Raw genomic sequence first — 22,943 nt, forward strand, 5'->3', positions numbered from 1 at the left:
TACTGAAGGTCACCAGTCCGGATCGGTCGGTTCCGTGGTTGCGTCCACCACGATCACCGTGACGTTGTCGCGGCCGCCCGCATTGAGCGCCGCCGCGACGAGCTGATCGGCGCACTCGTCGATCGGCACGTCGGAGTCGAGGATCTCCCGGATCTCGTCGTCGGTGAGCTCGCCGTTGAGACCGTCGGAACACACCAGCAGCTTCTCGCGCGGCTGCGCCGGCACGATCCAGAAGTCGGCATCGGGCTCCATGCCGGCACCCAGCGCGCGGGTGATGACGTTGCGCCGGGGATCGACGCGCGCCTGCTCGGGGCTCAGGAAGCCGCCGTTGATGAGCTCCTGGACCTGCGAGTGATCGACGGTGAGCTGCTCGAAGTAGCCCTCGGCGAGCCGATAGGTGCGCGAATCGCCGATGTTCACGACCAGCCAGTGCGGCACGCCCTCATAGGTCGTGAGCAGCACGCCGGTCACCGTGGTGCCCGCGCGCTTGCCGGTCTCGGAGTCGATGGCCTCGATCGCGGCGTGCGCGTCGCGCAGCCGGTCGACGACCTGCTCCATCACGACCTGCGCGTCGACGGGCTCGGGGCCGAAGACTTCGGCGAGCGCCTCGAGCGCCGCGGCCGAGGCGACCTCGCCCGCGTCGTGGCCGCCCATGCCGTCGGCCAGCAGGAACATGCCCGGGCCGGTGAGCGCGCCGTCCTCGTTGGTCATCCGCACGCGGCCCGGATTACTGATGGCGACCCACTTCATGGACACGCCGCCCTGCACCCCGTAGACGATCTCGGAGCGCGCTTCCCCCGCCTCTGTCGTCATCCCGCGAACACCTTGAAACTCCGCTGCCCCATGTGCACGACGCTGCCCTTCTCCACGGCGTACCTGACTCCCTTGGTGAGCTCGGTCCACGAATCGCCGAAGGCGATCGCGGATCCGTTGGTCGAGCCCACGTCCTCCACCCACAGTTCACCGCGGGTGATGCCGAACAGCAAGTGCGTCTTCGACACCGACGCGGTGTCGTCGACCAGCACGTGCTTGGTGATCTTGGCCGGATCGGCCGTCGGCGGCACGACCGGCTCGCGGCCGATGATGCCGTCTCCGCGCACGTCCACCGAGTGTCCGTCGTCGAAGCGCAGCACGATCGGTGCTCCGCCCGACGGTGCCGGCGCGGCCGGGGGACGCCCCTGCGGTCCCTGCGGCGGCAGCGGACGAGCGGCGGGCGGCTGCTGAGCCGGTCCCTGCGGGCGCGGCTGGGCGCTGGGCCCCGTCGGGCCGGTGGGTCGCGGCGCGTTCTGCTGGGGTGCCGGCTGCGGCGGCGGAGCAAAGGCCGCGGCGGGCGCCGAGGCGGCGGCCTGCTCCTCCGCGGTGGGGGGCGGGCCGAACCGCGGCGGAATCGGGCGCAGTCCCGGGACGTCGTCCGGGAGCGGCGGCAGCGACGGGGGCTGCATCCGCTCGCGCGGCTCCTCGACGCCGACGACCTCGGTGGCCGCGCCGGCGGTCACGGCGTCGACACGGGTCTCCTCGGGCAGCGGCTTCGGAATGCGCTGCAGCGTGTTCTCCGACTCGCCCGTCACGAGGCCGCCGAGCGGACCCGACGGGGCGGGGGCCTGCGCCCGCGCAGGCGCGGCGACATCGGCGTCGTCGACCACCGTCGTGCGGGAGGCCTTCTCATGGATGCCACGGTGCCCGCCGTCGGCGAGCACGGACCACGCCGGCAGGTAGACGAGCGGCGCGAGCACGTTGAAGACGACGGAACGGATCGCCGACGCCGGGAACGCGAGGCGGCGGTGGGAGTCGGCGTCGACCACCGTCAGGCCCGCCAGCAACTTGCCCGGGCTGGCGCCGTAGACGCCGTGCAGCACGATCGAGGCGACGATCGCGACGCCCACCCCGATGCCGAAGAAGATCCAGCCCATCTCAAGGCCGGCCAGGACGTTCACGATCAGGGCGATGGCCACCACGGTGGCCGCGACGCACAGGTCCGCGACGTACGCGAGGACCCGCAGCACCGTCGGCGCCGCCTCCACCCGCGCTCCCCCCAGGGACGTTCGAGCCCCGTACTCCTGGGTGGCCCTGGCCGTTGCTTGGTCTGACATCCTCCGCCTCACTGCTTCCACTTCGTCCCGCGTCTGCCCGACACGCGCAGCCTCGACGCTAGCGCGAATCGTCGGACACCGGCGAGCGACATGCCGTTACCAGCCGCGTTCCGCCAGGCGGTGTGGCTGCGGGATGTCATCGACGTTGATGCCGACCATCGCCTCACCCAGTCCGCGGGAGACCTCGGCGAGCTTGGCGGGATCGTCGTAGAAGGTGGTCGCCGCGACGATCGCCTTGGCGCGCTGCTCCGGGTTGCCCGACTTGAAGATGCCCGAGCCCACGAAGACGCCCTCGGCGCCGAGCTGCATCATCATCGCCGCATCGGCCGGGGTCGCGATGCCGCCGGCGGTGAAGAGCGTGACCGGCAGCTTGCCGTTCTTGGCGACCTCGACGACCAGGTCGTACGGGGCCTGCAACTCCTTGGCCGCCACGTACAGCTCATCCTCGGGCAGCGAGGTCAGCCGGCGGATCTCGTCGCGGATCTTGCGCATGTGGGTCGTGGCGTTCGACACGTCACCGGTGCCGGCCTCGCCCTTGCTGCGGATCATCGCGGCGCCCTCGGTGATGCGGCGCAGCGCCTCGCCCAGGTTGGTCGCGCCACAGACGAAGGGCACGGTGAAGGCGAACTTGTCGATGTGGTTGCTGTAGTCCGCGGGGGTCAGCACCTCGGACTCGTCGATGTAGTCGACGCCCAGCGCCTGCAGGATCTGCGCTTCGACGAAGTGGCCGATGCGGGCCTTCGCCATGACGGGGATGCTGACGGCGGAGATGATGCCGTCGATCATGTCGGGGTCCGACATGCGGCTGACGCCGCCCTGCGCGCGGATGTCGGCCGGAACGCGCTCGAGGGCCATGACGGCCACGGCGCCCGCGTCCTCGGCGATCTTCGCCTGCTCGGGGGTGACCACGTCCATGATCACGCCGCCCTTGAGCATCTCGGCCATGCCGCGCTTGACGCGCGCGGTGCCGGTGACGGGTGCGGTCTGGGGATCAGTGGTCACTGATGGATCTCCTCGTAGCTGGACGGGTGGGGGCTCCAGTATTCCCGATGCCGGTGCACGGTTCCCAGCCCGGGTCGCAGCGCCGGGTCCGACGACGCCGCCTGCGGACGTTCCGACCGCGCGTGCGCCGCGACATACACTGACTGCATGGGCATCACCGTTGGCGTGCATCCCTTCGTTCCGGCGGCGGAGCTCACGGTCGGCGATGGATTCGACGGCCGGTCGGTCGAGCGATTCGTCGCCCGGTGGTCCCTCACCCCCGTCCCCGACTCCGCCGGCGCGTACCTCACCGCCGACGATATCGCCGACGGAATGCTGCCCCGGATCACCGCCGACACCGACCGCCTTGCGATCGATCGCCCCACCTCGGCCGAGATCGACATGGCATTCGACTGGATGTTGACCGTCGGCGGCACTTTCTTCGACTACTCCGGATCCGCTCTCATCTCCGCCGATCTCCGCTGGCTGGCGGTCGACGTCGACGAGGCGAACTCCTTGGTCGTCTTCGTCGTGGACGACGTCAGGCACGCACGGAGAGCGTGGGAGTCGTCGCGGACCCCACCGGGCATCTGGGACGTCCGCAGCGGCTTCGAGGCGATCCCGATCGTCGTGCGGCGCCCCATGGCCGACTACTCACCGGAGCTCCGCTGGAACGGCTGGCTGGTGATACTCCACGACGACGGGATCGAGGTTCAGGTCGTCCCGGACCACGGGTTCTGGGGCGTCCCGCTCCGTGATGTGGAACCGGGTCTCACCTATCGGGCGGAGAACTGGGTGGTCCGCGACGTCGACGGGGCGCTGAGGGCAACACACCGCGACGGACGAGTCGTCACTGTCGACGCCGGCGCGGACGGCCCCGTCATCCGCACCGCGCCATGACACCGTGACCACCAGTGACAGGATCAGCGCACCCAGACGGCCCGCGCGGGTTCGGACGCGACGGCCCGCCCGTCGCCGCGGGAGATCACCAGGCCGCTCGCGCTCACCGAGTAGATGAAGTCGTTGTCGGACTTCCCCTCCGGGTTGCGGTTCACCGCGCGGTAGGCCCCCGCGCCGGATCGCGCCGCCGGGAGGGTGACGCCGCTGTTGTCCCCCGACGCGCGGGCCCCGCGGTAGGTGTACTCCCCGCCGGAGCTGCAGATCACGACGCGCGAGCCCGCCCCCGATCCAGTGGTGAGCAGCGCCAGGTCGAGCTGCTCACCACCGGCGCACCGTGCGGGACTACCGACGAAACCGTAGGCGTCCGTCCCCGGCACCGTCGGAACCGTCGTGGTGCCGGTGGTCGGAGCGGTCGCGGTCGTCGTGATCGGCGTCGTGGGCACCGTCGGCCCGGCCGTGCCGGCAGCAGTGGTGGAGACCGCGGGCGGCGCGGAATCGCCGCGCCCGAACGCGAGATAGCCCACGGCGGCGAGCGCAACGACGAGCACCGCCACGAGCGCGGCCAGTGCGATGACCCGGCCGTTGCCCTGCGGGGCGTTCCCCGCCGGCTCGGCCGGCGGCGGCGTGGCGGGCGGCGGCGTGGCGTACGCGGGAATCGGCGTGGGCGGCGGCGTCGGACGGATCAGAGTGGGTTCCGCGGCCTGCACGGGCGGCCGGTTCGGCGAGGTCGAACCCACCACGGGCGGCCCCGCCGGAGCGGTCCCGAGGGCCGCCCGGAAGGCGCGGGCGAACTCGGCGTTGTCGGGGAATCTGTCCTGAGGCTGCTTCGCCATGGCCCGCGCGAAGACCTGCGCCAGTCCGCGCGGGACCCCGGCGGCACGGGTCGCCGGGTCCGGCACGGGCGCCTGCAGGTGCGCCATCACCACCGAACTCGGCGTGCCCGGGCCGAACGGCGGCGCACCCGTGAGCAGCTCGAAGGCTGTGCAGGCCAGCGAGTACTCGTCGGCGCGATTGTCGAGGGGCTTGCCCTCGATCACCTCGGGAGCGAGATAGGCCATGGTGCCGACGGCGACCCCGGTCGCCGTGAGCGAGCTCGCCTCGTCGCTCGCCTTCGCGATGCCGAAGTCCACCAGCTTGACGACGGGCGCCCCACCGGACCGCGCGGGCTCGAGCAGGATGTTGCCCGGCTTGATGTCGCGATGCGTCAATCGGCGCTCGCTCCACGCCCAATCGAGCGCGCTCCCCACCTGTTCGACGATCTGCGCGACCGTCTGCGCCGGCAGCGGCCCGCGGGTGCGCAGGTACTGCGCGGCGTCCTCGCCCGCGACGTACTCCATCGCGAGCCACAGCCGGTCCTCGTACTCGCCCCGGTCGTAGATGGTGACGATGTTCGGATGACGCAGCCCCGCGAGGATGTCCGCCTCGCGGAGGAACCGGGCCGCGAACTGGGGATCACCGCCGAACTGGGGGCCGAGCAGCTTGAGTGCGTCCTGCCGGGGCAGCCGCGGGTGGTCGACGAGGAAGACCTCGCCCATTCCGCCCGCCCCGAGCCGCCGCACGACCCGGTACCCGGAGATCTCCTTCGGCGCCACGGCACCTCCTATTCGACGGGGATCGGTGCGCCCGGGACCGCACCGGCGGCCAGGGCCGCCCGCACGCCCGGGATGAGGTCCGCCAGTGTCGCGGGGTAGACGGGGTCCGGCAACGCCCGGATCTCCTCCGGCGTACACCAGCGCATCTCGTCGAGGGTGCGCCGCTCCAGCTCGGTCCAGCCCGACGGTGCCGGCTCGAACCGTTCGCACTGCACGGCGAAGAAGTACTCGACCGAGTCGATCACCTCGCCGTCGAAGGCGAAGACGGCCTCCCGGCGGTACAGCGGCCCGATGAAGTCCGACGGTGCCAGCGTGCGGCCCGTCTCCTCCTGCAGTTCACGCACCGCGGTGGCGCGCAGGTCCTCGCCGCGCTCGACTCCTCCTCCGACGGTGAACCACCAGTGACTCGATGCGGTCTCGCCCTCCGGGACGGGCTCGTGGCCGCGGACCATCAGAACCGCGCCAGCGGGGTCCACGACGATGACGCGCGCCGATGTCCGCCGCTCGTCACCGGCCGCCAGCAGGGCCGCGGGGAGCACACCGCCGCGATCGACGATGTCGAAGTACTGGGGCATCGGCGCCGTCCCGCCGAGGTGCAGCCACCGCACGAACCTCCGTCCGCGCAGGGCCCGCGTGTCGCGGACCGCGTCGTTGTGGAAGCGGCGGGCCATCGTGACCCGGGTGTCGGCGTCCGCGATCTCCGCGACGAGCGATCGTGGGAGCGTCTCGATGTCGATGGCGCCGATCGCGGCCGACAGGCGGTTCTCCATCGGGGTGCGGTCCTCGGGCGCCGCGTTCTCGGCGCGGTCGGCGGCGGCGCGCAGTGCTCGGCCCTGGTCGTCCGCGATGGACGCCGCGACCGCGCGGGCGACGGCGGACCGTCGGGCGAGGGCCGCGTCGAGCGCTGCAAGCGAGAGATCGACCCGCACGTGCAGCCGGTCCAGACGGTGCGCGGTCTGGTACGCCAGACCGGCCACCACCAGCACGGCCATGACGATGAGGCCGATGACGAGCACTGTGGTGGCGGTGAGACTCAGCAACTGCTGCCCCCTCAGTCGTCGATCGACACGACCGTGCCGGGCACGGCGACGGTCTCGTAGACGCGGATCACCTGTTCGGCGACGACGGACCAGTCGAAGCGCCACACCACCTCGGAGGCGCGGGTCACGAGTTCGGCGCGCCGGAAGTCGTCGTCGAGCAGTTCGACGATCGCGCGTCCGAGCGCGGCACCGTCGCCCACCGGGAACAGGCGGCCCGCCTCGCCTCCGTCGAGGACGCGCTCGAAGGCGTTGAGGTCACTCGCGACGACGGCGGTCCCCGCGGCCATGGCTTCGACGAGGACGATGCCGAAGCTCTCGCCCCCGAGGTTCGGGGCGACGTAGACGTCGGCGGAGCGCAGCGCGGCGGCCTTCTCCTCGTCGGTGACGGCGCCCATGAGCCGCAGGTGTTTCGCGTGCGGCCCCGCCTCCCGGAGCAGCTTCTCCTCGTCGCCCCGGCCGATCACGAGTACCTCGACATCGGGCTGCGCGGCGACGATGGCCGGGAGCGCCTCCAGGAAGACCGCCATGCCCTTGCGCGGCTCGTCGTACCGGCCGAGGAAGAGCACCGTCTTCCCCGGACGGGGGTAACCGGGCAAGGGGTCGCCGTCGGCGAAGGCGCGGACGTCCACCCCGTTGGGGATCTCGATGGCATCGGACCCGAGCGATTCCATCTGCCAGCGTCGGGCCAGCTCGGAGACGGCGATCTTGCCGCGGATCTTCTCGTGCGACGGGCGCAGCACGCTCTGGAAGACCGAGAGCACCAGCGACTTCTCGGTGGACGTGTGAAAGGTCGCGACGATGGGACCGTCGGCGATCGCGAGAGCCAGCATGCCGAGGCTGGGCGCGTTCGGCTCGTGCACGTGGAGCACGTCGAACTCGCCCGTGCGGATCCATTTGCGCAGCCGCGCGAACGCCTTGGGGCCGAACGAGAGCCGTGAGACGGAACCGTTGTACGGGATCGCGACGGCCTTGCCGGACGAGACCGCGAAGTCGGGCAGCACCGTCTCCTTCGAGGACGGCGTGAGCACCGAGACCTCGTGGCCGCGCTCGATGAGCACGCGGGCCAGGTCCACGACGTGCGCCTGCACCCCGCCCGCGACGTCGAACGAGTAGGGGCAGATCATCCCGATCCGCATGACTCAGGCTCCCCCGGCTCCGTCGCCCAGGATCCGGTCGCGCCGCGCCTGCGACCAGTCCGACTCCCAGAGCGGCTGCAGCATGTGCCAGTCGGCGGGGTGCTCGGCGATGTTGCGTTCGAAGGCCTGCGCGAGTTGCTGCGTAGCGCTCTCGATGCCGCCGGAGACGTCGATCGGCGCCTCGGCCTTGAATCCCCAGGCGTCACCCTCGAACCAGCAGTGCACCGGCAGCAGGGGCGCGCCGGTGTCGATCGCGAGCTTGGCGGGCCCCGCGGGCATGCGGGTGCGCTCGCCGAAGAAGGTCACGGGCACGCCGTGCCGAGCGAGATCGCGCTCGCCGAGCAGGCAGATCGGTCGTCCTTCGCGCAGCCGCTGCGCCAGCGCGGGCATGGGCGGCTGCTCGCCGCCGGAGAGGGGGAAGATCTCGAATCCGAGGGACTCGCGGTACTCGACGAACCGGCGGAACAGCGATTCGGGCTTGAGCCGCTCGGCGACGGTGGCGAAAGTGCCGTACTTCTGGGCGAGCCAGACTCCGGCCATGTCCCAGTTCCCGCTGTGCGGGAGCGCGAGGACGGCGCCCGTCCCCGCGGCCATCGCCTCGTGCAGGCTGGGGACGTCGACGTACTGGTCGAGGCGGGCGCCGAGTTCGACGAGGTCCATCGAGGGCAGCCGGAAGGACTCGCGCCAGTACCGCGCGTACGACCGCGACGAATCCTCGATCAGGCTCTGAGGCACCGCATCCGGCGTGGTGCCGAGGACCCGGGCGAGATTCTTGCGCAGCTGCACGTTCTCGCCGCGGGCGCCGAGGCGGCCGCCCAGATCATCGATGAGGAACTTCGCCGCGGACTCCGGCATCCGCTTCGTGACGGCCCAACCGGTGCGGTAGGCGAGATCGGCGATCTCCTCGCGCGGATCGATCACGCCTGATCCTCTCCGTGCTGCGCGGCCGCCTGCGGCAGCGGCAGCAGGTCGGTGGCTCCCGGCGAGCGCCGCACCGTCAGCGCGCGCTGCACGACGGTGACGATCGAGGTCACGGCCAGGAGCCACATCGCGATGTGGATCGCCCACCAGAGCCCGAGTCCGGTGAAGCCCGCGCCCACCAGCACGATGATGAGGCGCTCCGGGCGCTCGATCCAGCCACCGTCGCCCTTGAGCCCGGACGCCTCGGCGCGGGCCTTGGCGTAGCTGATGACCTGCGAGGTGACCAGGCAGATCAGGGTGGCGACCAGCAGGTTGTACCGGTTGTGCTCGGTGAAGACGACCCACCAGGCCAGGCCCGCGAAGATCGCGCCGTCGGCGACCCGGTCGCACGTGGCGTCGAGCCAGGCCCCGAACCTGGTCCCTCCCCCGCGCACGCGGGCCATCGCACCGTCGAGCATGTCGAACATGACGAAGAACCAGATGATCATGGTTCCCCAGAACAACTGGTCCGCCGGGAAGAGCCACAGCGCTGCCCCCACCGAGCAGACCGTGCCGAAGAGCGTGACCGCATCGGGCGTCAGACCGGTCCTGATCAGCACCTTCGCGATCGGATGCGTGACCTTGGAGACGGCCTCGCGACTGAAGATCGACGACACCTCAGACCTCCTCCCAGGCCTTCGCCATCAGCGCCCGGGTCTGTCCCAGCAACTGCGGCATCACCTTAGTGCCCGAGAGCACCGTGATGTAGTTCGCATCGCCCGGCCAGCGCGGCACGATGTGCTGGTGCAGGTGTTCGGCGATCGAGCCGCCACCCGCCCGGCCCAGATTGAAGCCCACGTTGAACGCCGCGGGCCGCGAGATCCGCTTGATCACCCGGATCGTCTTCTGGGTGAGCTTGATCAGCTCGAAGGCCTCGTCGTCGGTGAGCTCCTCCAGGTCGGCGACCTGCCGGTAGGGCACCACCATGCAGTGGCCCGGGTTGTACGGGAACAGGTTGAGCACCACGTAGCAGTGCTCGCCCCGCGCCACGATCAGCCCGTCCTCATCCGCGAGCTTGGGGATCTCGAGGAAGGCCGTGCTCCCCTCGGGCACGGGCGGGGAATCGACGAGGTACCGCATTCGGTACGGCGTCCAGAGACGCTCGATGGTCTCGTCCCCGTCGCCCACGCCGAAATCACGGTGCGCGCCGGGCGTGCCCGTCTCGTCCGTCATCGGTTCCCTCTCCCCGTGTCGTCCCTCGGCCCGGTCAGGCCGTCCCGACGGTGCTCTCGGCCGGCCCCAGCAGCTCGGCGGTCGGCGACTCGTTGCGGCGCGCGTGCACCCAGTCGACGATGCGCGCGACGGCGTCGTCGACCGGCACCTCGTTGACCTGCGTGCCGTCCCGGAACCGGAAGCTCACGGCGCCCGCTTCCTGGTCACGCTCGCCCGCGAGGAGCATGAACGGCACCTTCTGCGTGGTGTGGTTGCGGATCTTCTTCTGCATCCGGTCGTCACTGTGGTCGACGTGGGCCCGGATCCCCTTCGCCCGCAGCTTGCGGATCACGGTCTCGAGGTGGTCGCCGAACTGTTCCGCGACGGGGATGCCGACGACCTGCTCCGGCGCCAGCCAGCCCGGGAAGGCGCCGGCGTAGTGCTCGGTGAGCACGCCGAAGAAGCGCTCGATCGACCCGAACTTCGCCGAGTGGATCATGACCGGCTGCTTCTTGGTGCCGTCGGCGGCCGTGTACTCGAGGTTGAAGCCCGCCGGCTGGTTGAAGTCGTACTGGATCGTCGACATCTGCCAGGTACGGCCGATCGCGTCCTTGGCCTGCACGGACACCTTGGGGCCGTAGAAGGCGGCACCGCCCGGGTCGGGGACCAGCTGCAGACCGGACTCGATGCACACCTCCTCGAGGATGGCGGTGGCCTCGGCCCACTGGGCGTCGGAACCGATGAACTTGTCGGAGTCGCCGCGGGTGGACAGCTCGAGGTAGAAATCGTTGAGGCCGAAGTCGCGCAGCAGCCCCAGGATGAAGTCCAGCAGGTGCTTGATCTCGCCCTTCGCCTGCTCCTCGGTCACGTAGCTGTGCGAGTCGTCCTGGGCGAAGCCGCGCACGCGGGTCAGGCCCTGGATGACGCCCGACTTCTCGTAGCGGTAGACGTGGCCGAACTCGAACAGGCGCAGCGGCAGCTCCCGGTACGACCGGCCGCGCGACCGGTAGATCAGGTTGTGCATCGGGCAGTTCATCGCCTTGAGGTAGTAGTCCTGCCCCTGCTTGGTGATCTCCCCCTCGGCGTTGCGCTCCTCGTCCACGTGGAGCGGCGGGAACATGGTGTCCGCGTAGTACGGCAGGTGTCCCGAGGTGTGGAAGAGGTTCTCCTTGGAGATGTGCGGGGTGCCGACGTACTCGAAGCCGTGCTCGATGTGCTTGCCGCGGACGTAGTCCTCCATCTCCCGCTTGATGATGCCGCCCTTGGGGTGGAAGACGGGCAGACCGGAGCCGAGCTCGTCGGGGAAGCTGAACAGGTCCAGCTCGGCGCCGAGCTTGCGGTGATCGCGCTTCTCGGCCTCGGCGAGCAGCTCGAGGTACTCGTCCATCGCCTCCGGCGACTCCCACGCGGTGCCGTAGACACGCTGCAGGTCGGCGTTGTTCTGATCGCCGCGCCAGTAGGCGGCGGAGCTGCGGGTCAGCTTCACCGCGGGGATGTACTTCGTGGTGGGCACGTGCGGGCCGCGGCACAGGTCGCCCCAGATGCGCTCGCCCGTGCGGGGGTTCAGGTTGTCGTAGGCGGTGAGCTCGGCGCCGCCGACCTCCATGACCTCGCTGTCGTCGGCCGCGCCCTTGTCGTCGATCAGCTCCAGCTTGTAGGGCTCTCCTCCGAGCTCGGCCCGCGCCTCGTCCTTGGACCCGTACACGCGGCGGCTGAACTTCTGCCCGGCCTTGATGATCTGCTTCATCTTCTTCTCGAGGGTCTTGAGGTCCTCGGGGGTGAAGGGCTCCGCGACGTCGAAGTCGTAGTAGAAACCGTCCTTGATGGGCGGTCCGATGCCCAGCTTGGCGCCGGGAAAGCCGTCCTGCACCGCCTGCGCGAGCACGTGGGCCGCCGAGTGGCGGATCACGCTGCGCCCGTCCTCCGTGTTCGCCGCGACGGCCTCGACCTCGGTGTCGGTCTCGGGGATCCAGCTCAGGTCCTTGAGCGTGCCGTCCGAGGTCTTGACGACGACGACGGCCTCGGGGCCCTTGTTGGGCAGGTCCAGCTCGCGCATGGCTGCCCCGGCGGCGATACCTGCCGGGACGACGAAGGTGGTGCTCACAGTGCTCCTAGTCATGTAGCGGGCGGCATACCTGGCCGCACGCGGTTGTCAGTGGGATCGATCCTATCGGTCACGTTCCGTCGGACGCGCCCGAGGCGAGCCTCAGGCGAGCCGGGCGCGTCGCTCGTCGGGGGTCTGCCGGGGACAGCTGAGGCACTTGCTCATACCGGGGCACAGGTAGAGCAGACAGCAGGAGCCCCGCCGGACGACGGTGCCGCGCCCCGGCACCTCGTCGAACCGCGCGGCGGGGGCTTCGGAGCCGCACGCACGCAGGGCATCGTCGGCGGCGGTGACCGGATCGTCGGCGCCCAGGGCGGCCGACGCGATCGAATCGGTGGCGATCGCCCACAGCGACCATTCAGTAGCGCCCGACGCCGCGGCGATCGCCGGGATCAGGCGGTGGCAGGCACGTGCCAGCGCTCCGTTCGGGTCGTCCGACGGTGACGCCTCCCCCACCTCGGGCCACCCGCCCGCGCCGGTGCGAACGGTCACTGACGCCCCGTCGAGTCCCGCGGCGGCGAGCCGGGCGAGGGCCCCGGAAAGGGCGTACCAGTAGAGGATTCCCGCCGTCCGGAGATCCGGTGCACCGATGCCGCGGCGGAGCGCGTCGATCTGGCCTTCCGCCATCGGGGTCAGCCGAAGACCGGACTGGCGAGCCACGGCCAGTGGATGCCGACCCATCCGGCGGCCGTGCTCAGCGCGCCGAGGAGCCACAGGGTGGCCAGGACGATGGCGCACGTGCCCAGGCCGAAGAGAGCCTTCACGACGATGTTCTGCCGCGAGAGCCACTCGACGAACCTGTCGTAGCGCGCACGGGCGAACCGCAGCAGTCGGTGCGCCCACTCGAATTCGGTGGCGAGGATGCCCAGGCCCGCGAAGACGATCAACCAGCCCGGCCCGGGGTACGGGATCGCGATGATCCCGGCGACGAGGACGATTCCCCCGATGACGCCCACGGCGCCCCGCCACACGAGTGCGCCGTGCCGGGAGGACGTGATCCGGGCGCGCCACGCGCTCAGACCTGTCCGGGGCGTCTCGCTGTGCTGGTCGTGCATGGTTCCACGGTACCGGCGCTAGCCGGCGACCTCCTCCAACAGCGGCAGGGTCACCGCGTCGGCGACGGCGGGGGCGGTCGCCTGCAACTCGGCGTCCAGCAGTTGCACCGCGACCGCGAACGCGCGGCCGACCGAGGCGGCATCCCCGGAGCCGGCCTCGGTGCCGCGGATCCGTGCGCGATCCTCGGGCGAGAGGAAGCCGGGCGGAGCGCCGGTGCGCGCGCCGGCGAGCCCGATCAACGCTGCGCGGAGCGCGTCGAGGGCGACCGCCGCCGAGGCACCGTCGCCCCGATGGAGAGCGGCGCGGGTCCGCAGAGCGGCCAACCACGCCGGACCGACGACGTCGTTCTCGAGCGGCGCGGGAGGGATCTGCGCACCGGAGGGGCCGAACACCTGATGAAAGGGCTCCCCAGGGCGAGGCCCGAACAACGCGGCGGGGACGATCGCCACGCGTGCGGTGAGGAGATCCGGAAGGAGGTAGACGACGCCCGTCGCTTCGACCGTGTGATGAATCGCGTCGAACTCGCGGTACATCAGCTCGATCCACCGACCGTGAACATCGCCCGGATCCGTATCGGAGGCGACACCGAACCGAAGGTCGATGCCGGACAAGGGATCCAGCGCTCCTGCAGCAGCGGGACCGACCACCGCACCGGCAAGGACCCCCTCCGCCGTCCGCGCGGCGGCGAGCATCCGATTCGCGACATCCTGACGTTGCATGACGGTAAACACGATCTTCATGATAATCGTCGGAGGCTCCCGAAACGACCGGCGCGGCAGTGCTGCATATCCACTTGTGCACATCGCCGATTCATTCAGCGCCGAACGTCAATTCCGTCGCCGCGCGACCCCTCATTTCTTCGCGCGAAACGGTTATGAATACACCGATTGACCAGGACACTTCAATCGCAAACTTGTAGAACGAGTTTCCTTAGACCACTGAGGCTTTCGCTACTGCGCAGTAGCTTGAATCTCTTTGAGCAAATAACCGAGAAACTTATTGGGAAACCATGGAAATGCTGATAACTTCATAACTCCCAGGAGATGCACAGGCGCCGCTTCAGGCACTCTCACCGAGCGCAGACACCTCCTATTCGCCTGGGTCACCATCACTTCTATCGACGTCCTCGCCCGAGCACGCCGAACCTTCATGAACCGGAGGTCCTCCATGTCCCCTACTGCCCCCAAGCACGCACGGAAGACGGTGCGCCGCAGCGCCGTTGCCGTCACCGCTGTGGCCGCTGCTGCCGCGATGACCGTCGCGACTCCCGCCGCTGCGAATGCTGCCACCACGCCCACCGGCAATCCTCAGATCGACGCGCTGCTCGCGTCTGCTCCGCTCCTCCCGGGCGGCATCCCGATCGCGGTCATCCCCCAGGTCGCACCCGTCATCAACCAGGGCGTCGCCGCCTGGAACCAGATCCCCGTGATCGGCGGCCTGATCCCGGTCTCGAACACCACGGCCGGATCCGCCTTCGGCACGACGCCGCTCGCTCCGGGTTGGGCCGGCGCGTGGTCGTCCGACACGTTCAAGGTGGGGGCGCCCCTCGGCCTCGGCGGGCTCACGAGCACCACCTACGGCCTGGTCGGCCTGAACGCGAATTCCGGTGGGCTCGGCGTCGGCAGCATCGGCGGCAACAACACCACCCTCAACGGCCCGCTGGGCAGCGCGCTGGGCCTCTCGACCTCGCTGAGCGCGGTCACCACCAACGGGCTCACCACGTGGACGCCGTCGCTCGGCCTGGGCGCCACAGCGCCCCTGGGCCTCGGCAGCGCGAGCGCGACCATCGTGCCGGCCACGGTGACCTACGGCGACAAGACCTTCCTCGTCGGCCTGCCCTCCATCAACCTCGGCCTCGGGATTCCGCTCCTCGGCATCAACGCCGGACTCGTGATCAACCTCGGCCAGGTGGGCTTCCAGAACGGCCAGCTGGTCCTGGTGACGCCGAGCATCGGTGGCACGCTCACCACGCCGCTCGGCGGGGGCTCGGTCGGCGTGACCCCCGGAACCATCACCGTCGGGACCGGCGGCATCACCGTCGACGCGCCGGACGTGAAGGCGAACGTCAACGTGCTCAACACCGTGAAGGCGGGCCTCGACGTCAACGGCGGCGGCGCCAGCATCACGCCGACCGGCGTCGCGGTCGCCGGCCCGTCCGGGACCGGTACTGTGACCACCCCGGTCGGCAGCGGAACCGTCACCGCATCGACGGGCAGCGCCTCCGCGGGCACCAACGGCGTCTCGGTGACCGGTCCCGCCGCGACCGGCACGGTCACCACTCCGGTCGGCGTCAGCGGCGGTGCCGCGGTCTCGACCGGTTCGGCGACCGTGGCACCGAACGGCGACACCACGGTGACCGGCCCCAAGGCCGCCGCCGGCGTCAGCACCCCGGCCGGCGGAGCCAGCGGTCACGTGGAGACCGGCAGCGCGTCGGTCAGCCCGAGCACCGGCTCGGCGTCGGTGACCGGCCCGTCGGGCGGCGTCGAGGTGAGCACGCCTGCCACCGGCAGCCACGGCGTCGAGGCCGACACCGGCTCGGCCACCGCGAGCTCGAGCGGCGTCAGCGTCAAGGACACCCCCTCGGTGGACGTGCACTGATCCTCGCGGAATCACGACCGGCGGCGGCCGGGGCACTGTGCCCCGGCCGCCGTTGGCGTACCGTTCGACTATGAGCAGCGACTGGCGGGAAAGCACCGTCGAGAAGATCCGCGGCCTGATCCTCGAGGCCGAGCCGGACACCGTCGAAGAAGCGAAATGGCGCAAGCCGTCCAACCCGGACGGCGTCCCCACCTTCTCGCTCGACGGGCTCGTCTGCACCGTCGAGACCTACAAGGACAAGGTGAAGATCACCTTCGCGAAGGGCGCGTCCGTCGACGATCCCGAGGGACTGTTCAACGCCAGCCTGGACGCCGGAACCCGTCGCGCCATCGACATCCGCGAGTCCGACGATCTCGATGAGGCCGCGTTCCGGGGCCTCATCAACCGCGCGGCCGCACTCAACCGCGCCTGACCGGAGTCGTCACCGCGGCAACCACTCCGGTGCGCTCGACCCGCGCGGCACGAGCACCGTTCGGTACGTCCCCGGCGTCACCGACATGCGCACCTGGTCGGTGACGCCCTGGTAGTGCCCCAGCGGGGTGTCCGCGGTGAAGGTCTCGGGAGCGAGGTACTCGTGCTCGCCCGGCGTCCCCGCGATCGCGTGTGCGTACTCACGGTCGAAGACGCCGAGCGAGAGGATCCACAGCGCGACCCGAGCGAGGGAGACGTGCACGCGGTAGCTGCCGCCGTCGACGGCGCGTCGCGCGAGCGCCTCCGTGACCCCCGCCGCCATGAGCCAGGAGACGATGTAGTCGTTGACGACGAGGATCGGCGGGAGCGCCGGGTCCCCGTCGCCGCCTTCGAGATTCATCATCCCGACGAGGCTGCCCGCGGTCTGATCGAAGCCCACGCGGTCGGCCCAGGGCCCGTCACCGCCGAACAGGGACGCCGAGGCGTGCACGATCCCCGGTCGCGCTGCCGCCATGTCCTCGGCGGACATCCCGATCGACGCGAGGTAGCCGGGCCGGCGGTTGGCGTAGAAGACGTCGGCCCCCGCGACCAGCTCGCGGAGCCGGGCCGGGCCGTCTCCACGGTGGGGACTCAGAGTGCAGGACCGGACCCCGACGTTCGCCGTCACGTACGTGGTGTCGTGCTCGTGCTCGCCGGGACGCCAGACGTTGAGGACGTCGGCGCCGTGCAGCGCCAACGAGCGACCCGCTCCCGCTCCAGCGATCACGTGGCCCATACCGAGCGCCCGGACACCCGACAGCGGTTGTTCGCCGGGCGGAAGGGGCTCGGGCGCGGAATCGCCGATGCGCGTGATCTCGACGAGGGGCGTGCCCGCGAGGCCCTCCCGGTACTGCTGCAGGTCCAGGAACTCCTCGGCGCTGCGGAGCATCGGCAGCACGACGCCCGCGCGGGCGGCGGCCTCCTCCAGTTCGAGTCCGTCGCGCTGCGCGATCGCCGCCTCGACGGCCGCCTCGTCGTCGGGTACGCCCAGCAGACGCTGCGCCGCCACCTTGATCTTGGGATACGGGTTGAGCGGCATCACCCAGCGGGCGTCGCGGGTCCGGTAGAAGCGGAAGCCGAAGGCGTTGGAGGCGTTGGCCGACGAGGTCGCCGGGTATCCGTTGACCAGTTCCCAGCGGGCGTCGTAGAACGGGCACAGCCGGTGCGGCGTGGGCCGGATGTCGATGTCGATGTCCTGGCCTTCGCCGCCCCGCATCCGCCAGAGCTTGGCGACCGCAGCCGACTTCGCGGCCAGCGCGATCGAGGTCGCGCCGGCGATCCGCAGTGTGCTGGGCACCACCGGGTCGGCGCCATGGAAGCGAATGGCCCCGCCGATGTCGGCCGCACTCATGCCGAGCCCTGCGAGCACCTCGTCGAGGGCGGCGTTGAGGTCGTAGCCGTCATCGGTCGCGGGGTGGGCGACGGCGCTCCGGATGCGCTCGGCGAGCTGATCGGTCATCGTCGGGCCTCCGCAGCGGTCCGGTCGAGCACGGTCTCGGGGACGGGGACGATCCGGGAGCGCAGGTACTCGCCCACCGCCTTGCCCACCTGATCGATCCGGTCGTTCGAGGAGCCGCCGGTGCCGAGCAGGCCGCGGAAGACGAAGTGCACCGCCCGCAGCTCGGGGAATTCGTGCCGAACGATGTCCAGCCCCTTGGCGTCGGGGAACAGGCGACGCACCTCGTCGGTGCTGAGGAAGCGGCGCAGCCACGGCCAGGCCGCGGCGTCGGGCGTCCAGATGCCGACGTTGCTGTTGCCGCCCTTGTCGCCGCTGCGCGCGTACGCGACGGTGCCGAGCGGGACCTCCCGCACCGGACCGGTCTCGAGTGCCTGTTCGGGTTCGGGGTGCCCCGGCTGGTCCGGCACCGAGGTCGCGTCCGGGGGCGCGATCGCGATCGCCGTCCCGTCGTCGAGGACGGCCCGGTGCGCCAGCTCGGCCGTCGGCAGCAGGCCCGGCCAGTAGTCGATCGTCGGGGACGGCGCGGCGTGCAGCACCGAGGCGCCGTCGTGGAAGATGCCCGGGAAGCTCTGCAGGTAGAGGCTGCCGAGGCGCCGGATCAGGTTGTATTCGGCGAGTTCGTCAGCGGTGGGGGCGGCCGCCAGCACGCGCAGTGCGACGGTGGCCTCCCACTGGGTCTCGGGGTCCGCGGCCGGAACGCCGACCTGGGTGACGGTGACGCTCACCCCGGCGGGCTTGTCGAGCTCGAGCTGTGAACGGAGCAGGTCCACCTTCGCGGGTACGTCGGTGCCAGTGGCGAAGACGGTGCCGACGGTGCGGTAGCCGACGACGCCGAACGTCGCGACCTTGGTCGTCGCCGGGGGCGGCGATCCCACCGCCCCGGACACGCGCACCCGATCGGGCCCGGTCTGCGCCAGTCGCACATCCTGCAGGCCGACGGTGACGTCCGGGTTCAGGTAGTTCGGGCCCTGGATCTCGTAGACCAGCTGCGCCGTCACGGTGTCGACGGTGACGGCCCCACCGTCGCGCCCGTGCTTGGTGATGACGGCCGAGCCGTCCGCGGCGACCTCGGCGATCGGGAAGCCCGGGCGACGGAGATCGCCGAGCCCGGTGAAGCCGGAGAAGTTGCCGCCCACGGCCTGCGGGCCGCACTCGATGATGTGCCCGGCGACGACGGCGCCGGCGAGGGCGTCGAAGTCCTCGCAGTCCCATCCGTGCCACCACGCCGCTGGCCCGGTGATCAGTGAGGCGTCGGTGACGCGCCCGCACACCACGATGTCCGCGCCCGCGGCGAGGGCAGCGGTGATGCCCCAGCCGCCCAGGTAGGCGTTGGCGGCCAGCGGCTGCGCTCGCCAACTGCTGATCGGCGCGCCGCTATCGAGATTGTCCAGGCGGTGTCCCGCAGCCGCCAGATCGTCGAGGCGGTCGAGGACCGCATCGCCCTCGACGTGCGCGACGCGCAGATCGGCTCCGGCCTTCGCGGCCTCGTCCCGCAGTGCCGCGGCGAGCGCGGCCGGGTTGAAGCCCCCGGCGTTGGTGACGACCCGGATCCCCCGCTCGGCGATCGCGGACAGGTGCGGCCGGATCTGGTCCACGAAGACGGGAACGAAGCCGGCCTGCGGATTCGCGCGGTACGCACCGACCAGCCCGGCGAGGGTGATCTCGGCGAGGTAGTCGCCCACCATGACATCGACGGGGTCGCCCGCCATCACCTCGTCGATCGCCGTCGCCCGATCTCCCAGGTACCCGGAGAAGTTCGCGATCCGCACCGGTCGCCGTTCCATGTCCGCCTCCATCGCTCGTTCGTCCTGGTTCGACGGTATGCCGGTCCGGCACCGTCGGACCAGGACCGTCCGGGACCCTCGTACCGGACCGCTGCGGTCCGTAGCGAGTTAGGCTCGGTCGGTGGAGATCTGGCACCTGCGGTACTTCGTGGCCGTCGCGGAGGAGGGCACGATCGCCCGCGCCGCCGAGCGGCTGCACATGGCCGCGTCGCCGCTGAGCCGCCGGATCCGCGATCTGGAGAAGGAACTCGGTGCGGCGCTGTTCTTCCGGCGGCATCACCACCTCGATCTGACTCCCCGGGGAGCGGAGCTGCTCCCCCGCGCGTGCGACGTCCTCGCCCGGTTCGACGCCATCGCGGGCTCCGCAGCACCCGCGCGCATGACCGTCGGCATCGCGCCGGACGTCTCCGGTCCGGCGCGTGACCTCGTGCTGAGCGCCATCGGAGATGCCTGCCCGGGCGTCGAGGTCGTCCTCTCCCCCGCGCACACCGGGCCGCTGCTCTCGGCGATCCGCGCCGGCGACGTGGACCTCGCGGTCGCGCACGGCCCGATTCACGAGCGGGGCATCGACGCGATCCTTCTCGAACGGCGGCCGACCTACGTCGTCGTGGGGCGCGGCACCGCCTTCGGTGCACGGTCGTCGGTGCGGCTGTCGGAGCTCGCCGACCTCGCGTTCGCGTCGATCGACAGCACGGCCGCGCCCGCTCTCTACGGACGCCTCGACGAGACGCTCCGAGCAGCCGGGGTACACCGCCGAGCAGCGGTGGCGGATTCGAACTTCGCCGGCGTCGCGCAGCTCGTCGCCGCGGGCCAGGCCTTCACCTTCTCGACGCGGGACACCGGCACGACCGCACGGTTGCTGCGCGACGAGGACGTCGTCTTCCTCGAGGTCGACGGTGGCGGCGACCTGTCCACGTACGCCACCTGGAGTACGTCGCGAACCGCGTCGGACCCGAGACTCCGGGATGCGATCACCGCGATCCGTCGCGCGGTGGACGGCGCTGTCAGCCCTTCGTGAGGTCCTGCGCGAGCATGACGATGATGCCGCTCGGGCCGCGCACGTACGTCAGGCGGTAGATGTCCTCGTACGTGCCGACGCCACGGAGCGGATGGCAGCCGTGCTTCGCCGCGATCGCCAGCGCCTCGTCGAGATCGTCGACGGAGAAGGCGATCCGGTGCATCCCGATCTCGTTGGGCAGCGTCGGCTCGGTCTCGATCGCGTCGGGGTGGATGTACTCGAACAACTCGACGTGGCCCTGACCGTCCGGTGTCTGCAACATGGCGATCTTCGCGTGGTTGCCGTCGAGACCGACGGCCGTGTCCGTCCACTCACCGCTCACCGTCTGGCGGCCGACGACGCTGAGCCCCAGGTCGGTGAAGAACGCGATGGTCGCATCCAGGTCACGGACCGCGATGGCGACGTTCTCGAGTGTGATCGGCATGGTTCGAGGCTATCGGGCCTGTTCGGACGCCGCCGTCGATCGACTCACACCGCCACGCCGACGACGTTCAGTGTCGGAGTTCTGCGATAGCCGATGGTGCGGAGCGGCTCGACGATCCGATTCGTCGCGGTGTCCAGGGTCTCGGCGCTGTAGCGCTGTAACCAGAAGAGTTGATGCACATCGAACGCGACGTTCGCGAGTTCGGGCTGGGCCCGACGAACGGCCTCACACGTCGACTCCGTCTCATCGCGGATCGGCGCCTCGTTCCGCGCACCCATGTGCGCGGAACCCAGATCACGCACAGAAACCACAGCGAAGCGCGCGTCACTGCCGATCTCGCATCGCGCAACGGGTCCCTGATCCGGCTCTCGGTACGTACCGGGGAGCAGCTCCATTTCGACACGGAAGGTCGTCTCAGAACGGCAGACACCGTCCGATCCCAGCTTGCCCGCACCTCGGTACCCCGCGGGGCAGATCCCGATCGACGGCCGTCGAACCGAATCGGTGACGAGTTCGCCGACGACCGCCCCGAGAGTGTTGGAAGGCGGCAGCACGACACAGTCCGCGCACGGATTCGTCGCTGTCGCGCGCGGTGCGGACGGCCGCGGCACATCGACGGGGCGGAGGATCCACGCCGCTCCGGCGACGCCGATGAGGAGCCCGAGGACCAACGCTGCCAGCGGAACCCAGCCTCGTCGAGTCTTCACAGCCCACATCACCCTGTTCATGACCGCAAAATAGCATTCCCGTGACGGCAGTTGCTACGATCACGGGAGAGCTGCTCGCACAGCCTCCCGAGCCATCACCGGCGCCCGCGTCGCCACAGGTGGCGCTGACGGCAAGGTCCGCTGGATCTGCGATTCCGACGTACCAGCCGCATGCACTGAGGCGTTGGAGAACGCGGGTACTCCGTCGCCGCATCGGATGGTGAAACGACGTGACCTCGAACTCCGCACTCAAGCGAGCCGCCAGAACCTACAGCAGAGAGCACGGCATCGGATATCGGGCAGCGCTCCGCATCGTGGACCGGCGAGATGGCGATCGCTTCCAGTACCTCGCGACCCGCGTGCTCATCGAAGCGATCGAGGGCTGCGGCATTCGCCATTGGGCGGGCGTGGACAGTTGGGACGGATGGTCGCACGCCAGGATCACTGACCTCGGCGGCGAGTCCTTCGATGTCGACGCCTCCACCATTGCGCCGTCGCTCGCCGCATTCCTGGCCGGCCATCCGGAGTGCGATGCTCGGGACATCGACGGCTATCTGGCCGACGAGTTCGTCCAGCACGGACTGTTCGGCCTGGTGATCTACCGGAGCGAGATCACGCACCGACCGCGCACCGTTCATCGCGACGGGAAGATCGTGTGACTTCTCCGTGAGCGCGCAGCCGCCCTCAGACGCAACGAAACCCCCTGGTGAACCAGGGGGTTTCGTTGTGGTGCGCGATACTGGGATTGAACCAGTGACCTCTTCCGTGTCAGGGAAGCGCTCTCCCACTGAGCTAATCGCGCTTGCATGAAGTGGTGCTCAGCCGCTCCGTTGCGGAGTGGCTGAGCGTGTTGGAGGCGGCGACGGGAATCGAACCCGTGTGCACGGCTTTGCAGGCCGTTGCCTCACCACTCGGCCACACCGCCACGGTAAGCCCACTTCGAGCGGATGACGGGATTCGAACCCGCGACCCTCACCTTGGCAAGGTGATGCGCTACCAACTGCGCTACATCCGCATTCGTCCGGACCGGCGCTTGTGACGCCTTTCCGGTGCGAGAGAGAACACTACGTGAACAACGAGCGCTCTGCCAAATCGGCAGGTCATCCCCTGTTTCGCGCGCAATCGGCATGGTGGAGCACACCCCGAAACTCCGTCGACTTACGAGTGCACACACTAACCGCAGGTGAGGCACCCGATTACCCTTTCACTCAGCGGTCGTGTTAGTGTTCTCTCTCGTTCGCCTCCCTGGTAACACGGAGACGCGCACAGCTTCGGTCCTATGGCTCAGTGGGAGAGCGTCCCCTTCACACGGGGAAGGTCGCTGGTTCGATCCCAGCTAGGACCACCGAGAAACCGCCTGGTGACAGGCGGTTTTTTTCGTTTCCGGGCACCGCCGCTCGTCCGCGTCCGAGCACATCACGGCCCGCCACGCCCAGTCCGCATCACTCGCAACCGCAGGCACGCTCGCTGCACTCCCCACCCTCGCCCTTCG

The 22,943-nt window shown here is 70.2% G+C and carries 23 protein-coding genes and 4 tRNA genes; 6 read left to right on the top strand and 21 right to left on the bottom strand.

From position 1 onward, the window contains the following. Positions 1 to 9: 9 nt before the first annotated feature. The 4 genes from FK268_RS06955 to FK268_RS24150 all read right to left on the bottom strand — a co-directional run bounded on the left by FK268_RS06955 (position 10) and on the right by FK268_RS24150 (position 3,241). Complete coding sequence (locus FK268_RS06955; protein WP_146432555.1) at positions 10 to 813, bottom strand: PP2C family protein-serine/threonine phosphatase; 804 nt, start codon at positions 811 to 813, stop codon at positions 10 to 12. Beyond that, positions 810 to 2,090 carry an RDD family protein gene (locus FK268_RS06960; RefSeq protein ID WP_146432557.1) on the bottom strand — a complete coding sequence of 427 codons (1,281 nt, stop codon included), beginning with the start codon at positions 2,088 to 2,090 and terminating at the stop codon, positions 810 to 812. Before FK268_RS06960 ends, FK268_RS06955 begins: the two co-directional genes overlap by 4 nt. 96 nt (positions 2,091 to 2,186) lie before the next feature. Next, positions 2,187 to 3,035, bottom strand: coding sequence for a pyridoxal 5'-phosphate synthase lyase subunit PdxS (pdxS, locus tag FK268_RS06965; RefSeq protein ID WP_231706997.1), 849 nt, complete (start codon positions 3,033 to 3,035; stop codon positions 2,187 to 2,189). Between the two features lie 53 nt (positions 3,036 to 3,088). Then, the gene (locus FK268_RS24150; protein WP_158636065.1) at positions 3,089 to 3,241 is read right to left on the bottom strand and encodes a hypothetical protein; all 153 of its coding nucleotides are present in this window, start codon (positions 3,239 to 3,241) and stop codon (positions 3,089 to 3,091) included. Here FK268_RS24150 and FK268_RS06970 point away from each other — a divergent pair. Continuing rightward, complete coding sequence (locus FK268_RS06970) at positions 3,240 to 3,971, top strand: hypothetical protein (protein WP_146432560.1); 732 nt, start codon at positions 3,240 to 3,242, stop codon at positions 3,969 to 3,971. The two genes, FK268_RS24150 and FK268_RS06970, sit on opposite strands and share 2 nt — an antisense overlap. A 23-nt stretch (positions 3,972 to 3,994) precedes the next feature. Here FK268_RS06970 and FK268_RS06975 read toward each other — a convergent pair whose 3' ends face one another. The 10 genes from FK268_RS06975 to FK268_RS07020 all read right to left on the bottom strand — a co-directional run bounded on the left by FK268_RS06975 (position 3,995) and on the right by FK268_RS07020 (position 13,751). Further along, a complete protein-coding gene (locus FK268_RS06975) occupies positions 3,995 to 5,563 on the bottom strand; it encodes a serine/threonine-protein kinase (RefSeq protein ID WP_146432562.1) in 1,569 nt (522 codons plus the stop codon). Between the two features lie 8 nt (positions 5,564 to 5,571). Then, positions 5,572 to 6,600 (bottom strand): NUDIX hydrolase, encoded by a 1,029-nt coding sequence (locus tag FK268_RS06980; RefSeq protein ID WP_146433415.1) that lies wholly within the window; start codon positions 6,598 to 6,600, stop codon positions 5,572 to 5,574. Between the two features lie 14 nt (positions 6,601 to 6,614). Further along, positions 6,615 to 7,739: a glycosyltransferase family 4 protein gene (locus FK268_RS06985; protein ID WP_146432564.1), complete on the bottom strand. Its 1,125-nt coding sequence runs from the start codon at positions 7,737 to 7,739 to the stop codon at positions 6,615 to 6,617. Between the two features lie 3 nt (positions 7,740 to 7,742). Continuing rightward, positions 7,743 to 8,657, bottom strand: coding sequence for a phosphatidylinositol mannoside acyltransferase (locus FK268_RS06990; protein ID WP_146433417.1), 915 nt, complete (start codon positions 8,655 to 8,657; stop codon positions 7,743 to 7,745). Continuing rightward, a complete protein-coding gene (gene pgsA / locus FK268_RS06995) occupies positions 8,657 to 9,316 on the bottom strand; it encodes a phosphatidylinositol phosphate synthase (RefSeq protein WP_146432566.1) in 660 nt (219 codons plus the stop codon). The genes FK268_RS06990 and pgsA overlap by 1 nt, the downstream gene beginning before the upstream one ends. Position 9,317: 1 nt before the next feature. Further along, positions 9,318 to 9,872: an HIT family protein gene (locus FK268_RS07000; protein ID WP_146432568.1), complete on the bottom strand. Its 555-nt coding sequence runs from the start codon at positions 9,870 to 9,872 to the stop codon at positions 9,318 to 9,320. A 34-nt stretch (positions 9,873 to 9,906) separates the two neighbouring features. Beyond that, entirely contained in the window at positions 9,907 to 11,907 is a 2,001-nt protein-coding gene (gene thrS / locus FK268_RS07005) for a threonine--tRNA ligase (RefSeq protein WP_438695978.1), read from the bottom strand. A gap of 150 nt (positions 11,908 to 12,057) precedes the next feature. Next, the gene (locus FK268_RS07010) at positions 12,058 to 12,582 is read right to left on the bottom strand and encodes a (2Fe-2S)-binding protein (protein ID WP_146432571.1); all 525 of its coding nucleotides are present in this window, start codon (positions 12,580 to 12,582) and stop codon (positions 12,058 to 12,060) included. Between the two features lie 5 nt (positions 12,583 to 12,587). Further along, positions 12,588 to 13,010 carry a TIGR02611 family protein gene (locus FK268_RS07015; RefSeq protein WP_146432573.1) on the bottom strand — a complete coding sequence of 141 codons (423 nt, stop codon included), beginning with the start codon at positions 13,008 to 13,010 and terminating at the stop codon, positions 12,588 to 12,590. Between the two features lie 18 nt (positions 13,011 to 13,028). Next, on the bottom strand, positions 13,029 to 13,751 hold the full coding sequence (locus FK268_RS07020; protein ID WP_146432575.1) for a hypothetical protein: 723 nt from the start codon (positions 13,749 to 13,751) through the stop codon (positions 13,029 to 13,031). A gap of 427 nt (positions 13,752 to 14,178) precedes the next feature. On the opposite strand from FK268_RS07020, the gene FK268_RS07025 reads away from it, so the two are divergent. Both FK268_RS07025 and FK268_RS07030 read left to right on the top strand, forming a co-directional pair. Further along, positions 14,179 to 15,609: a TrbL/VirB6 family protein gene (locus tag FK268_RS07025; RefSeq protein WP_146432576.1), complete on the top strand. Its 1,431-nt coding sequence runs from the start codon at positions 14,179 to 14,181 to the stop codon at positions 15,607 to 15,609. A gap of 70 nt (positions 15,610 to 15,679) precedes the next feature. Beyond that, positions 15,680 to 16,021 carry a DUF1801 domain-containing protein gene (locus FK268_RS07030; protein WP_146432578.1) on the top strand — a complete coding sequence of 114 codons (342 nt, stop codon included), beginning with the start codon at positions 15,680 to 15,682 and terminating at the stop codon, positions 16,019 to 16,021. 9 nt (positions 16,022 to 16,030) lie between these two features. Here FK268_RS07030 and FK268_RS07035 read toward each other — a convergent pair whose 3' ends face one another. Both FK268_RS07035 and FK268_RS07040 read right to left on the bottom strand, forming a co-directional pair. After that, entirely contained in the window at positions 16,031 to 17,518 is a 1,488-nt protein-coding gene (locus FK268_RS07035) for a CoA transferase (protein WP_146432580.1), read from the bottom strand. Then, positions 17,515 to 19,302, bottom strand: coding sequence for an acyclic terpene utilization AtuA family protein (locus FK268_RS07040; protein ID WP_146432582.1), 1,788 nt, complete (start codon positions 19,300 to 19,302; stop codon positions 17,515 to 17,517). Before FK268_RS07040 ends, FK268_RS07035 begins: the two co-directional genes overlap by 4 nt. A 121-nt stretch (positions 19,303 to 19,423) precedes the next feature. On the opposite strand from FK268_RS07040, the gene FK268_RS07045 reads away from it, so the two are divergent. Beyond that, positions 19,424 to 20,320, top strand: coding sequence for a LysR family transcriptional regulator (locus FK268_RS07045; protein WP_146432584.1), 897 nt, complete (start codon positions 19,424 to 19,426; stop codon positions 20,318 to 20,320). Here FK268_RS07045 and FK268_RS07050 read toward each other — a convergent pair. Then, positions 20,307 to 20,744, bottom strand: coding sequence for a VOC family protein (locus tag FK268_RS07050; RefSeq protein ID WP_146432586.1), 438 nt, complete (start codon positions 20,742 to 20,744; stop codon positions 20,307 to 20,309). The genes FK268_RS07045 and FK268_RS07050 overlap by 14 nt on opposite strands. Positions 20,745 to 20,788: 44 nt before the next feature. Continuing rightward, complete coding sequence (locus FK268_RS07055) at positions 20,789 to 21,139, bottom strand: hypothetical protein (protein ID WP_146432588.1); 351 nt, start codon at positions 21,137 to 21,139, stop codon at positions 20,789 to 20,791. Positions 21,140 to 21,681: 542 nt separating this feature from the next. Here FK268_RS07055 and FK268_RS07060 point away from each other — a divergent pair. Then, positions 21,682 to 22,110 (top strand): hypothetical protein, encoded by a 429-nt coding sequence (locus FK268_RS07060; RefSeq protein WP_146432590.1) that lies wholly within the window; start codon positions 21,682 to 21,684, stop codon positions 22,108 to 22,110. 68 nt (positions 22,111 to 22,178) lie between these two features. Here FK268_RS07060 and FK268_RS07065 read toward each other — a convergent pair. The 3 genes from FK268_RS07065 to FK268_RS07075 form a co-directional block, all read right to left on the bottom strand. Continuing rightward, a tRNA-Val gene (locus FK268_RS07065) sits at positions 22,179 to 22,253 on the bottom strand. A gap of 49 nt (positions 22,254 to 22,302) precedes the next feature. Next, positions 22,303 to 22,376, bottom strand: a tRNA-Cys gene (locus FK268_RS07070). A 17-nt stretch (positions 22,377 to 22,393) separates the two neighbouring features. Further along, positions 22,394 to 22,466, bottom strand: a tRNA-Gly gene (locus FK268_RS07075). A gap of 258 nt (positions 22,467 to 22,724) precedes the next feature. On the opposite strand from FK268_RS07075, the gene FK268_RS07080 reads away from it, so the two are divergent. Continuing rightward, positions 22,725 to 22,796 (top strand) — tRNA-Val (locus tag FK268_RS07080). Positions 22,797 to 22,943: the final 147 nt, after the last annotated feature.

It is taken from the genome of Tsukamurella sputi (assembly GCF_007858445.1).
Taxonomy (GTDB): Bacteria; Actinomycetota; Actinomycetes; order Mycobacteriales; family Mycobacteriaceae; genus Tsukamurella; species Tsukamurella sputi.